The organism is Arcticibacterium sp. SM2516, from assembly GCF_057914865.1.
Map to the genome: position 1 here is coordinate 2,447,389 of NZ_CP195290.1, position 13,221 is coordinate 2,460,609.

At 39.0% G+C, this 13,221-nt stretch carries 12 protein-coding genes and 1 pseudogene; 12 read left to right on the forward strand and 1 reads right to left on the reverse strand.

The features are described 5' to 3' along the window. Nucleotides 1–139: 139 nt before the first annotated feature. Nucleotides 140–277, reverse strand: coding sequence for a hypothetical protein (locus ACSBFT_RS10145; RefSeq protein WP_489604870.1), 138 nt, complete (start codon nt 275–277; stop codon nt 140–142). Here ACSBFT_RS10145 and ACSBFT_RS10150 point away from each other — a divergent pair. The 12 genes and pseudogenes from ACSBFT_RS10150 (at nt 246) to ACSBFT_RS10205 (ending at nt 13,108) form a co-directional block, all read left to right on the forward strand. After that, a complete protein-coding gene (locus ACSBFT_RS10150; RefSeq protein WP_489604830.1) occupies nt 246–4,259 on the forward strand; it encodes a CheR family methyltransferase in 4,014 nt (1,337 codons plus the stop codon). The genes ACSBFT_RS10145 and ACSBFT_RS10150 overlap by 32 nt on opposite strands. Before the next feature lie 194 nt (nt 4,260–4,453). Next, nucleotides 4,454–4,951: pseudogene (locus ACSBFT_RS10155) on the forward strand (2,3-bisphosphoglycerate-dependent phosphoglycerate mutase). Nucleotides 4,952–5,356: 405 nt separating this feature from the next. Beyond that, the gene (gene atpD / locus ACSBFT_RS10160; RefSeq protein WP_489604522.1) at nt 5,357–6,766 is read left to right on the forward strand and encodes a F0F1 ATP synthase subunit beta; all 1,410 of its coding nucleotides are present in this window, start codon (nt 5,357–5,359) and stop codon (nt 6,764–6,766) included. Next, nucleotides 6,767–7,153, forward strand: a complete 387-nt coding sequence (locus ACSBFT_RS10165; RefSeq protein WP_489604523.1) for a F0F1 ATP synthase subunit epsilon — start codon at nt 6,767–6,769, stop codon at nt 7,151–7,153. A gap of 4 nt (nt 7,154–7,157) precedes the next feature. After that, nucleotides 7,158–7,442, forward strand: coding sequence for an AtpZ/AtpI family protein (locus ACSBFT_RS10170; protein ID WP_489604524.1), 285 nt, complete (start codon nt 7,158–7,160; stop codon nt 7,440–7,442). Between the two features lie 19 nt (nt 7,443–7,461). Continuing rightward, the gene (locus ACSBFT_RS10175) at nt 7,462–7,770 is read left to right on the forward strand and encodes an N-ATPase subunit AtpR (protein ID WP_489604525.1); all 309 of its coding nucleotides are present in this window, start codon (nt 7,462–7,464) and stop codon (nt 7,768–7,770) included. Continuing rightward, a complete protein-coding gene (locus tag ACSBFT_RS10180) occupies nt 7,760–8,434 on the forward strand; it encodes a F0F1 ATP synthase subunit A (protein WP_489604526.1) in 675 nt (224 codons plus the stop codon). Before ACSBFT_RS10175 ends, ACSBFT_RS10180 begins: the two co-directional genes overlap by 11 nt. Nucleotides 8,435–8,462: 28 nt before the next feature. After that, the gene (locus ACSBFT_RS10185; protein WP_463047077.1) at nt 8,463–8,732 is read left to right on the forward strand and encodes a F0F1 ATP synthase subunit C; all 270 of its coding nucleotides are present in this window, start codon (nt 8,463–8,465) and stop codon (nt 8,730–8,732) included. 9 nt (nt 8,733–8,741) lie between these two features. Continuing rightward, nucleotides 8,742–9,497 (forward strand): F0F1 ATP synthase subunit delta, encoded by a 756-nt coding sequence (locus ACSBFT_RS10190; RefSeq protein ID WP_489604527.1) that lies wholly within the window; start codon nt 8,742–8,744, stop codon nt 9,495–9,497. Between the two features lie 3 nt (nt 9,498–9,500). After that, a complete protein-coding gene (locus ACSBFT_RS10195; protein WP_489604528.1) occupies nt 9,501–11,051 on the forward strand; it encodes an alternate F1F0 ATPase, F1 subunit alpha in 1,551 nt (516 codons plus the stop codon). Continuing rightward, entirely contained in the window at nt 11,051–11,929 is an 879-nt protein-coding gene (locus ACSBFT_RS10200) for a F0F1 ATP synthase subunit gamma (RefSeq protein WP_463047074.1), read from the forward strand. Before ACSBFT_RS10195 ends, ACSBFT_RS10200 begins: the two co-directional genes overlap by 1 nt. Before the next feature lie 186 nt (nt 11,930–12,115). Further along, nucleotides 12,116–13,108, forward strand: coding sequence for a 2-hydroxyacid dehydrogenase (locus ACSBFT_RS10205; RefSeq protein ID WP_489604529.1), 993 nt, complete (start codon nt 12,116–12,118; stop codon nt 13,106–13,108). Nucleotides 13,109–13,221: the final 113 nt, after the last annotated feature.

The window sequence follows — 13,221 nt, forward strand, 5'->3', positions numbered from 1 at the left end:
GGAAAATGGAACTGGATTTTTAGTACTGAGTTTACAAAAAATTACTCAGGCGGCACATTGGTGTTATTCCTGCCGCCATCTCAAACAGCTATATAAACATGTATCTTTCACAATTAAGCGTACCTTACAATCTTACACTTTAAGAAATTATGAAAACGCAAAAAACATCACCACCTGTCTCCGTACAGAACTTCCCTATTGTTGGCGTTGGTGCATCTGCTGGGGGTTTAGATGCTTTTAAACGTTTGCTTAAGGCGATACCAGAAAACTCAGACATGGCGTATGTGTTGGTACAGCACTTGGATCCAACGCACGAGAGTATTTTACCTGAAATTCTTTCTCGTAGCACCACTATCCCTGTACATGAAATTACCGACGATATCAAATTAGCTCCAAATCATATTTATATTATTCCCTCCAATAAAATACTGATTTCTACAGACGGTGTGTTAAAACTCGCCAATCGAGAAAAAAAAACGCTCACGTTTTCAATTGACATTTTCTTTAACTCTCTCGCCGAGGTGCATAAAGAATTGGCCATCGGCGTGGTACTGTCAGGCACCGGCCATGATGGCACAAGTGGCTTGAGAGCCATTAAAGAACATGGAGGCATTACCGTTGCACAAGATGTTGAATCGGCTGCTTATGATAGCATGCCTCAAAGTGCCATCAAAGCGGGTGTGGTAGATTTCATATTGCCACCAGAAGAAATCCCTTCCCAGTTAAAGCAAATTGTAAGTGCTTATAAACCAACTCCAGAGATCAAAGAGGGAGATGAACTTCCCAAAGACGATGATTTTATTTTTAAACAAATATTGCTGATACTTCGCCAACGCAGGGGCGTTGATTTCACTTATTATAAACAGCCAACACTCCATAGGCGAATTGCTCGTAGAATTGCGATCGTAAAAAAGAACAATCTTGCCGATTATTTGATTTTGTTGCGAAGCGATAAAGCCGAACAAGATGCACTCTTCCAAGATGTTCTTATTCCGGTAACGTCATTTTTCCGTGACCCAAAAACTTTTCAAACTTTATGTGAATCGGTGCTTCCGGCTCTTTTTAGAAATAAAAATCCTGATGATCCGTTTCGAGTTTGGGTCGCAGGTTGCTCCACAGGACAGGAAGCCTTTTCAATTGCAATTTGTCTGCACGAGCTTTTGGGTAATAAATTATCGCATACGCGTATCCAAATTTTTGCTTCTGATATTTCAGAAAATGCCATTAGGACAGCAAGGACGGCTTTTTACACCAAAGCTGATGTTCAAATGCTAAGTGAAGAGCAATTGAAAAATTATTTCAAAAAAAGTTTTGGCGGCTATGAGGTCAGTAAAGTCATCCGTGATATGTGTGTTTTTGCCCCACATAATTTCTTAAAAGACCCGCCTTTCGCAAAAATGGATTTGATAAGCTGCCGTAATGTCCTCATTTACATGGATAATTTTTTACAGAAAAAGGCCCTCACCGTTTTTCATTATGCCCTCAAACCAAACGGGATACTGCTTCTCGGCAAATCTGAAAGTACTAGCCCAGCAGTGGATTTATTTACTTCATTTGACAAACATGAAAAAATATATTATCGAAAATCTGTACCAGGTAGGTTTATTCATGTGGCTACCGATAGAAAAGAAGAAGATTTATTGCTAAAAAACAAAACATTAAAACCTGAAACTAAGCAAACTGATTTCAGGAAAAGTGCCGACGCCATTCTCCTTTCAAAATTTACGCCGGCAAGTATAGTGGTAAATGAGCAAATGGATATTGTTCATATACAGGGCATTATTACACCATTTCTAGAACAACCGCAGGGTAAACCCACTTTCAACCTCCTGAAAATGGCCCGAGAAGGATTGGCTTTTGAGCTACGGAATGCCCTTCATAAGGCAAAAGCTGGTAAAGAAGCCGTCATTAAAGAAAACATCCCTGCCAAAATAAATGACAAGCAATCACTAATCAGTTTTCAAGTTATTCCTCTGATAGATACCGTTGAGCAACATTTTTTAATCGTTTTTGAAGAAAAAATATTGCCTGTTTTTGAAAAAGGAACTGCGGTACAAAAAACACAAAATGAAGATGCCCAAAAACGCTATGAACAGTTAGAGAAAGAACTTTCGCAAACACGCGAAGATATGCGGTCTATCACCGAAGACATGGAAGCATCCAACGAAGAACTGCAAAGTGCCAATGAAGAGATGCAAAGCAGCAATGAGGAAATGCAAAGTTTGAATGAAGAATTAGAAACATCAAGAGAGGAACTTCAATCTACTAATGAAGAACTGACTATCGTTAATGATGAAATGTTTGATAAACAGGAATTACTTAACACCTCTCGCATTTATTCAGAAGCAATTATTGCTACCCTCCGTGAACCCATGGTTATTTTAAATAAATCTCTACGAATTACAACAGCAAATGCCGCATTTTACGATAAATTCAATATTGAAGAACAAGATACCGAAGGCAAATTGTTTTATGAAATACAAAATAGTCAGTGGGATGATGATACCATTCGTTTGCTGCTCGAAAAGATACTTCCGCAAAAAGAACAATTGACAGATTTTGAAATCACGCTTGATTTCCCAAAATGGGGCAAACGCCATATATTGATGAATGCAAGGCAGGTGGTCAATAAAAAAACGGCTGAACAGCTTATTTTATTGGCTATTGAAGATATTACAGATAAAGTAACTTCCGAAAATGTCATTAAAGCAAGTGAAAACCGTTTCCGTAATGTATTGGAATCAGCCCCAGATGGCATTGTGGTGGTTGATCACAACAAAATAATTCAAATGGTCAACATTCAAACGGAAAAACTATTTGGTTTATCTCGGGAAGAAATGATAGGGCAAAAGTTAAACTTACTTGTTCCCGACCGATTCCATAAAAGCCATAATGAACATGAAAACAATTATATAGCAGATCCAAAACCTCGCTTAATGGGTGTGGGGAAAGAATTAACTGCTAAACGAAAAGATGGTAGTGAGTTTCCAATTGAGGTTAGTTTAAGCCCACTTTATAAAGGCGAAGGTGATACCATTATTTTAGCTACAATTCGGGATATCAGTGAGCAAAAAAGAATTTCTGAAGAATTACGAGAAAGCAAAAACAAAGCTGAAATAGCGGCGAAAATAGCAGAATCTGCATTGGAGTCGAAACAACAATTTTTGGCAAATATGAGCCATGAAATTCGTACGCCTATGAATTCAATTATAGGTTTTACAAAAGTGATAATGAAAACCGATTTATCGGAAAAACAAAAAGAATATCTATCAGCCATAAAATCAAGCGGGGATACGCTTATTGTTTTAATTGACGATATACTCGACTTGGCAAAAGTGGATGCTGGTAAAATGACATTTGTGCAGAAACCCTTTGAAATGAGGGCTTCACTAACCACTGTGCTTCATTTATTTGAAATAAAAACGGAGGAAAAGAATTTGGAGTTAGTACAAGAATTTGATGAAAGAATTCCATTAATTTTAGTGGGTGATTCTGTACGTTTTCATCAAATTATCATGAATTTGGTAGGCAATGCAGTCAAGTTTACCTCAAAAGGTACAATTAACGTAAGCGTAATCTTGATTAATGAAGACGACCACATGGCCACAGTGGAGTTAACGGTAAAGGATACAGGTATAGGAATAGCGGATGACAAACTAGCAGATATCTTTGAAAACTTTCAACAAGCAAGCCACGACACGTCATATTTATACGGAGGTACGGGCTTAGGCCTTGCCATAGTAAAGCAATTGGTGGAAAAACAGGGAGGTACATTGAATGTAAAAAGCAAAATAGGCGAAGGTTCAACATTTGGGTTTACGCTAAGTTTTAAAAAAGCCAATACGGATGAAATAATAGAGCCCGTAATAGCAAGTTCGGAGCCACAACTAAAAGATATAAAAGTACTGGTTGCTGAAGACGTTGCTTTGAATCAATTGTTGATTAAAACAATATTAGACGATTTCGAATTTACCTGCGATATTGCTAGTGATGGTAAAATTGCCATCGAAAAACTAAAAACAAATGCATATGATATTATTTTAATGGATTTGCAAATGCCCGAAATGAATGGTTTTGAAGCAACAGCTTACATACGCAACACGCTTAAGTCTACCATTCCTATTATTGCCCTAACAGCAGATGTAACCACAATGGATTTGGCAAAATGCAAAGCTATTGGCATGGATGACTACATTGCAAAACCCATAGACGAAAGTCTTTTATACCAAAAGATGGTTGGTTTATTACTAAACAATTAAACACGCATAACATGAACAATTTTTTCAGAACAATCATAGCAGGCTATGGAGCCAAAAAACTAGGTGGAGGCTGCTTGTCAACGGTCTTAATTTTTATCGTAATTTTTGTGGCACTCAAGCAGTGTAGTTAAAAATATACGCTATTCTATATGAAAGATTTACCTACAGAAATCATCAACAAAATGGATTAAATATTGTCAATCCAAATTATTCTTCGCCATGGGCAATCCACTTGGAATCTTGAAAACAGATTTACTGGTGAAGTTGACATTGACCTTACTCCACAAGGTGAAGTGGAAGCAAAACACGCAGGTATTTTGCTGAAAAACTATAAAATCGATCTTGCTTATACTTCTGTTTTGAAGTGAGCTATTCATACTTTAGGCATAGTTATGAATGCAATTGACAAAAAAATACCCGTTTTAAAGTCAAAAGCACTCAACGAAAGAAATTATGGCAAATTACAAGGATTAAACAAGGCCAAAACTGAAAAGAAATTTGGTGTGGAGCAAGTGCATAAATGGCGAAGAAGTTTCGAAGTTCGACCACCCAATGGAGAAAGCCTTAAAGATACATTTGACAGAACCGTTTCATATTATCTTAAAGAAATAGAACCACAACTAAAGGCCCATCAAAATGTTCTCATCGTGACTCATGGCAATAGCCTTAATGATGTATTTGAAACAGATTGACGAAAAAAAAATAGTAGATATCACACTCGCGACAGGGATACCGAGCGTCTATAAATTTGACTCTGAAATGAAATTGCTCAACGTTCAGTATTTGTCTTAATTTTCAGACTAGTCAATTTCTCAAGAAGAAAATAATCTGATAGCAAGAGGACGGTAGTCTGCCGAGACACTTTATCTACAGTTGAGTGCAAGCCAATAACTTGCCACAAAACTTCTACAAACCTCAAGGATAACTTATCCATAAAAACCTGTGATATATGTAATTCTTAATTGCGATTGTGTAAGCGATTCATATCTGACATTCATCAAATTGCAGCAGGGTTTAAAAGCATTATTTCAAACTGGAAAAAGAAGTATCTGATACTTTGAAATGACAAATCCTACACATTACACCCGAACTAGAATTTGAAAAGTGAATTAAAAATAGGCAAGATCATCAGCATTCGTGGAAGTGTGATTGACATTGGATTTGAAGACTATTTGCCTTCCATTAATACCTTGCTTCATACGGGAAAAGATAAAAACGTTGCTATTGAGGTGTTGGCACAGCTCGATGCTAATCGGGTGCGAGGCATAGCATTAAACACGACACAAGGACTATCACGAGGCATGCGGGTAGAAACGGATGGCTTACAATTGACAGCTCCTGTCGGAAAGAATATTATGGGTAGGATGTTCGATGTTTTTGGAAACACCATCGACCATCAGGGAGAGCTAAAGGATGTAAAATGGAAAAACATTCATCAATCGCCCCCTTCCTTGGCCGAAAGGTCAACCAAGTCAGAAGTGTTTCTTACTGGGATTAAAGCGATAGATGTTCTTATTCCTCTTGAGCGTGGAGGAAAAGCCGGTCTCTTTGGAGGGGCTGGTGTAGGTAAAACGGTATTACTCACGGAGATGATCCACAATATGGTGGGTCACAATAAAGGGGTGAGTATGTTCTGCGGTATTGGAGAACGGTGCCGTGAGGGGCATGAACTTTACCACGACATGAAGGCTGCTGGTGTCTTAGACAATATGGTAATGCTTTTTGGACAGATGAATGAGCCGCCCGGAGCACGTTTTCGTGTGGGGCATGCAGCTTTGACCATGGCCGAGTATTTCCGAGATGAGGAGCATAGAGATGTTTTGCTGCTGATTGATAATATTTTCCGTTTCATTCAGGCTGGTATGGAAGTGTCTGGCTTAATGGGTCAAATGCCTTCCCGTTTAGGTTATCAGCCTACTTTGGGTACGGAATTGTCGCAGCTGGAGGAACGCATAGCCAATACTAAAACGGGAGCAATTACTTCGATTCAGGCGGTATATGTACCTGCAGATGATTTAACCGATCCTGCGGCAGTGCATACGTTTTCTCACCTTTCTGCTTCTATTGTGCTTTCCAGAAAAAAAGCCAGCGAAGGCCTTTATCCAGCCATTGACTTGTTACAGTCCAATTCAAAAATGGCCACTCCGGGAATTATTGGTAAAAGACATTACGCATTAGCACAAAAAGTAAGAGGGACACTGGCACAATACGAGGAATTAAAAGACATCATTGCCATGCTTGGGATGGAGCAGCTGTCCACAGAGGATCACAATACCGTGAATAGAGCACGGCGTTTAGAACGATTTCTTACTCAGCCTTTTTTCACCACAGAAAAATTCAGTGACATAAAAGGAAAAGAGGTTAGCTTAGAAGAAGCCTTGGATGGCTGTGAGCGTATACTTGCCGATGAATTTAAAGACATTCCAGAAAGTGCTTTTTATATGATAGGAACCATTGAAGAAGTCCTGTTGAAAAAAGAAAAAGAAGTGGTATTGGAAGAAAACTAAATGGCGATGACACTCAAAATATTACTCCCATTTCGTGTATTCGCTGAGGTAAAAAATGTCAGCAAGATAGTTTTGGAAACGCTTGAAGGCTCATACGGTCTTTTGCCACAGCGATTGGACTGTGTCGCTGCGTTGATTCCAGGAATATTATCCTACGAGTCGGACGGTGTACATTACGTGGCAGTGGATGAAGGAGTACTGGTGAAAGCCGGGAATGAAGTGTTGGTATCTGTTCGCAACGCTATAAGTGGTGTCGATTTAGAAAATCTACACGAATTAGTAGAAAAGGAGTTCAAGCAGTTGGACGAAAGAGAACAAAATACACGTTCAGTTATAGCAAAACTAGAAACGAGGCTCATGCTACAACTTGGGAAATTTAGTGAATAACAAAATGGAGCCACGAGATACAAAAAACAACACCACTTTTAGTGAAAAGATAGCCGAAAAAGCCAGGCTAAAAAAAAAGGCACAAGAAAACAAGGAAAGTGCTTGGTCAGGATTGAGGATGTTTGGACTTGTAGGCTGGTCTGTGGTGGTGCCCACAATAGGTGGTGCCTTTTTGGGTGCATGGTTAGACGCCCATTACCCGCAATCATTCTCATGGACCTTGAGTCTTTTAATAGTTGGGCTCTTAGCAGGGTGTTTGATGGCTTGGAAATGGCTTATAAAAGAATAACAATAAATTATTAGAAAAAATGAATGACCTAACATTTATCGTATTTGCTTTTTCGGCCGGAATCGCCATGGGCTTTCTTTTTTTCGGAGGATTATGGTTCACCATTAAAAATGCGGCCTACTCTAAAATACCTGCTTTATGGTTTTTCGGAAGTTTGACCTTGCGATTAGCAATCGTTTTAACCGGATTTTATTTCGTCGGTGCAGGCAATTTTGTACGATTGATTGTATGTTCCTCAGGATTTTTTATCGCTCGATTTGTGGTCATTCACTTCACTGAAAAATACGATTTGAGACAACAAAAAACAGAGAAGACTTATGTGGCTTAGTCCCGATGAAACAGTTTTTTGGTCGTATGGGTTTGTATCAATCAATCTCACGCTAGTAATGACATGGGCCATCATGTTGTTGTTGGTGTTTACATCCTTTTTGGTCACGCGAAAATTAAAATCAACAATTCAAATTTCTCGTTGGCAGTGTTTTCTTGAAATAGTTGTGACAGGAATTAACGGTCAAATAAAAGAAGTAGGACTACAAAAACCAGAGAAATACATTTCGTTTATCGGTACATTATTTCTGTTTATTGGGGTCGCCAATATATTAATAATTATCCCTTGGTATGAACCCCCTACAGGTTCGATTTCCACTACGGCAGCATTGGCCATTTCAGTGTTACTAGCGGTACCATTTTTTGGGATCAAGGAAGTTGGACTTTGGGCTTATCTGAAATCGTATTTATCACCAACGTTCATTATGCTTCCGTTTAACATCATCAGTGAAGTTTCAAGAACATTGGCTTTGACCATACGCTTATTTGGGAACATCATGAGTGGAGGCATGATTGTCGCCGTTTTATTGAGCGTTTCTCCTTTTATTTTCCCCGTTATTATGACAACGCTTGGTCTATTAACCGGCTTAGTACAAGCTTATATTTTCAGTATTCTGGCAACCGTTTATATCGCTGCAGCGGTGACCAAAGAAGATAAATCATAACAAAAAACTAAATTAAAAAAAGTTTAAAATGGATAGTTTAACACTTATTGGTATTGTTTCAATTATTACTGCGGGTCTTACCACTGGAATTGGGTGTATGTTTCCCGCCTTGGCTGAAGGCAAAGCCGTTTCCAATGCCTTGACATCAATTGCTCAACAGCCCGATGCTGCCCCTACGATTACGCGAACATTATTTGTGGGTTTGGCGATGATTGAGTCTACAGCAATTTATTGTTTTGTGGTTTCTATGATTCTCATTTTTTCCAATCCGTTTTGGAATTATGTAATTGCACAATAAGCTAATAATATGGAAGTCAACTGGTTTACGGTAATTGCCCAAATACTCAATTTTTTCTTATTGGTATGGCTGCTCAAACGTTTTTTGTACAAGCCTGTATTGGAAGCTATTAGTAAAAGGGAGAATAAAATTAAAGCTCAATTAAATGATGCCGAAGCTACAAAAATAGTCGCATTGAAAGAGCAAGAAAACCTCAAACAGAAGAATTTGACTTTTGATGAGGAGAAAAAGGCGATCATGGAGAAGTATATTTCCGAATCTAAAGCTAAGGGTACAGAACTTTTAGAATCCGCTAGAACCGAAGCGGAAGCTCTGAAAATACAGTTAGAAAAAGCGGCCAAAGAAAAACAAAAGGATAGGAATGCTGCACTTGTTCATAAAATTCAAGATGAAGTGTTCGCTGTTTCCAGAAAAGCACTTTCCGACCTTGCTTCGGCAGATCTAGAAGTACAAGCGACCACAGTTTTCATGAATCGTTTAAATGATTTGAAAGGTGATAAACTAAATGAATTCAAAGATGCTTTCCAAAATGGCAACATTTCATTGCGAAGTGCCTTCCCGCTTCCGAAAGAACAACAAAAACTAATTAAGGAACGGGTGAATGCATTGCTAGAAACAACCGCAACATTTAAGGTTGAAGTCACTCCTGAATTGATTGGTGGTATTGAGCTGAGCACAGGTGAATACAAACTTTCATGGTCTATTGAAAGCTATTTGAATACACTTGAAGAACATGTTCTAGAAAAAGCAACCATCTTATCCTAAGCTATGCCTATATACGACACTGACACTAGCATTCTAAATGCTTTTAAACTACTTCACGAAACTAGAGAAAGTCACGAGTTTACCTTTACTCCTCGTGAAGTGGGAACCGTGGTCAGTGTATCTGCAGGAATTGTCAAAGTCTCAGGTCTTCCTGGAGTTGGCTTTGAAGAATTGTTGAAATTTCCGAAGAACATTTTCGGCATTGCCTACAATATTGACGAGAAGGAAATTGGCGTAATTTTATTAGGCGATGAATCCATGTTAAACGTTGGCGATGAAGTCATACGCACAAACCGAGTTATGGATATTCCTGTAGGTCATGCATTGATTGGCAGAATTGTAAACCCCTTAGGAGAACCACTCGATGGTCAAGAAGCACTTATAGGCACAGAACGCCTGCCCATAGAACGTCCAGTTACACCAATCATGGATAGAGCTGCTGTGAACGTTCCCTTTCAAACAGGGATAAAAGTAATTGATGCACTAATTCCTATTGGCAGAGGGCAGCGTGAACTTATTTTGGGTGACCGTCAAACGGGTAAATCGGCCATTGCCCTTGATGCCATTCTAAATCAGCAAGGAAAAGATGTCATTTGCGTATATTGTGCCATTGGACAGCGGGCGTCATCGGTAGCTAAGGTCATTGCCCACCTTAAAGAAAAAGGAGGATTAGAATACACCGTAGTGGTGGTGACGGAAGGTAACGACCCGCCGGGGCTCAAGTACATTGCCCCTTACGCAGCAACAAGTATTGCTGAATATTTTATGGAACAAGGGCGGGATGTATTGATTGTCTATGACGACCTCACACATCATGCAAGAGCCTATCGTGAATTGTCATTACTTTTAAGAAGACCACCGGGACGAGAAGCCTTCCCTGGAGATATCTTCTATATCCATTCCAGGTTATTGGAAAGAGCAACACATTTGAGTGAAGCACTTGGTGGTGGTTCATTAACAGCATTACCGATTATAGAAACGGAAGCTCAAAACATGTCCGCTTATATTCCTACCAATCTCATTTCTATCACGGATGGTCAGATTTATCTTTCTCCAAAACTATTTGAGCTGGGGATCTTACCGGCCGTTGATGTTGGAAAGTCTGTTTCGCGGGTTGGAGGAAAGGCACAATTGCCGGCTTACCGCTCCATCACTGGCAATCTTAAATTAGCGTATGCCCAATTCGAGGAGTTAGAAAACTACGCCCGTTTTGGTACCCGACTAGATGAAGCTACCAAAAAAACCATAGATCATGGTAAACGCATACGGTCTTGGTTGATTCAACAAGAATTACAACCGATGTCTGTAACTGAACAAATTGTAGTACTGTTAGCCTTAACAAATGAATTTTTCGATACGGTTCCAATTCATAAAATTCAGGAGGTAGAAAAACGCTTAGGAATAGGTAGTCAAAAACTTCCTATTGAAGTATTTGAAAGGCTGTCTTCAACTGATAAATTAAACGAGGAAGACAAAAACACTATACTGAAACTAGTGGAGCGGATAGTATCGCCTTTTCAGGAAAAACCAACCACTAACGAAACTAATAACTGATGGAAACGCTAGCTGATATACGAAGAAAATTAGTTGGGGCAGAAGATCTCAAATCTGTAGTGCGTACCATGAAAGCTATGGCCGCTTCTAATATTGGACAATATGAGCAAGCTGTAAGTGCTATATCAGATTATAACCGTACCGTATCGTTGGGTCTCCTGGCTCATTTAATAAAAGGCACAGAGCATCAAAACCCGACTAAAAATAACCATAAAGCGACCTGTGCCATTGTGTTTGGGTCAGACCAAGGACTTGTGGGGCAGTTTAATAATACTTTGGCCGATTTTGTAACCAATCACCTGAATAAAATACAAGGAGAAAAAACAATTTGGGCAGTTGGTGAACGTGTGAAATTAGTGTTGTTAGATCAGGGATATATGGTTACTAAAATCTTTCCCGTCCCTAATTCGGTAGATGGAGTGACACCTCTGGTTAGTCAATTATTGATAAAAAGTGAAGAGCGTATGGCGGCAAATCAGATCGACCATTTCTATGTTTTTCACAATAAGCCCAATAACAGTGGTATAGGTTATTCGCCAGTAGTGAAACAATTACTGCCTTTAGACCAAAATTGGAAAACGGATATATCGAAGCAAGTGTGGCCTACAAAACTGTCGCCTCAAGTTGCAGGAGGAGAGCAATCTACCCTGTTGGCTTTAATTCATGAATATCTATTTGTTTCCCTCTTTGGTGCAAGTGCAGCTTCATTGGCCAGTGAAAATGCCAGTCGACTGCTGGCCATGCAGCGGGCAGAGAAAAATATTGGAGAACTAATGGAAAGTTTAAACCGCAAATTTCATAGCATCCGTCAAGCTTTGATTGATGAAGAGCTTTTTGATGTGGTATCCGGGTTTGAAGCACTTAATGATGAGAGCTAATAAACACGGAAAATGGATTTTTCGAAACAAAAACTGTTTCAAAAAATTGGTACTCCAAAAAATAACATCAGTAAACCAAAGTCTTAACACACTTCAAAAACAAGTAAAAACTAGGTTTCCATGTCAGACTGCAGTTTAAAAAAACACTTTGGATAAATTTAATGTAAAAATCGATTAAGTAAAGCTATGAAAACAGCCTTTTTTAGTGCACACCAATTTGAATTAGATTCGATTGTAAAAGCCAATAACAACAAGCACGAGCTGCTTTTGTTAGAAGAAACGCTTTCTGAATATTCCGTCAAGCTTGCCCTTGACTGCAAAGCCATTTGCATTTTTGTAAGCGATAAAGCAAGTGCACCAATTCTACAAAATTTATCAGATTTAGGAATTGAATATATTGCTTTGCGTTCGGCTGGCTATAATCACATAGATTTAAAAGAAGCCAAAAAGCTCAATATAAAAGTAGCTCGTGTGCCAGAATACTCGCCATATGCCGTAGCCGAACACGCCATTGCATTGATGTTGGCTTTGAATAGGAAATTGGTTCATGCCCATAATCGTATCAATGAGCTCAATTTCTCGCTTAACGGACTCACAGGTTTTGATATGCACGGCAAAACCGTTGGCATAATCGGTACGGGTAAAATTGGCAGCCAAGTGGCGAAGGTTTTACACGGTTTTGGTTGCAAAATTTTGGCTTATGATAAAATTGAAAATGAATCCTTGAAAACAGATTTTGGTGCTACATATGTGGCATTAGACAAGCTTTGTAGTCAATCTGATATTATTTCACTCCACCTTCCTCTCACTGAAACTTCAAAGCACATTATCAATAAAGCTAGCATTGAAGGAATGAAAAAAGGAGTAATGCTCGTTAATACCAGCCGTGGTGGTTTGGTCAATGCGAAAGATGCTGTCGACGCCCTAAAAACTGGACAAATTGGTTATTTCGGAATGGATGTTTATGAGGAGGAAGAAGGGTTATTCTTTGAAGACCACTCACTTGATATTCTTCAAGATGATACCATAGCTCGTTTAATGACCTTTCGGAATGTCTTAATTACCAGTCATCAAGCATTTTTAACCGAAACTGCTTTGACAAATATTGCCGAAACTACTATCAAGAATTTAGACTCTTTTGAGCAAGGTATTTTAAGTGGGAATGAATTGAATATTTAAACGAGATTAGCATAGCGGTTTACCCTGAGTAATGTCGAAGGGTTCTGGCGATTGAGTTTAAATGGGTTTACGAACTGATTTGAAGCAATTTTGCTACAGTCCCGACAAAATCG

Coding starts and splice junctions, on each gene's coding strand:
- ACSBFT_RS10190 (WP_489604527.1), top strand. CDS start 8,742: ATGGAAGTCAACTGGTTTACGGTAATTGCCCAAATACTCAATTTTTTC.
- ACSBFT_RS10200 (WP_463047074.1), top strand. CDS start 11,051: ATGGAAACGCTAGCTGATATACGAAGAAAATTAGTTGGGGCAGAAGAT.
- ACSBFT_RS10180 (WP_489604526.1), top strand. CDS start 7,760: ATGTGGCTTAGTCCCGATGAAACAGTTTTTTGGTCGTATGGGTTTGTA.
- ACSBFT_RS10185 (WP_463047077.1), top strand. CDS start 8,463: ATGGATAGTTTAACACTTATTGGTATTGTTTCAATTATTACTGCGGGT.
- ACSBFT_RS10170 (WP_489604524.1), top strand. CDS start 7,158: ATGGAGCCACGAGATACAAAAAACAACACCACTTTTAGTGAAAAGATA.
- ACSBFT_RS10145 (WP_489604870.1), bottom strand. CDS start 277: ATGTCTGAGTTTTCTGGTATCGCCTTAAGCAAACGTTTAAAAGCATCT.
- ACSBFT_RS10195 (WP_489604528.1), top strand. CDS start 9,501: ATGCCTATATACGACACTGACACTAGCATTCTAAATGCTTTTAAACTA.
- ACSBFT_RS10175 (WP_489604525.1), top strand. CDS start 7,462: ATGAATGACCTAACATTTATCGTATTTGCTTTTTCGGCCGGAATCGCC.
- ACSBFT_RS10205 (WP_489604529.1), top strand. CDS start 12,116: ATGAAAACAGCCTTTTTTAGTGCACACCAATTTGAATTAGATTCGATT.
- ACSBFT_RS10165 (WP_489604523.1), top strand. CDS start 6,767: ATGGCGATGACACTCAAAATATTACTCCCATTTCGTGTATTCGCTGAG.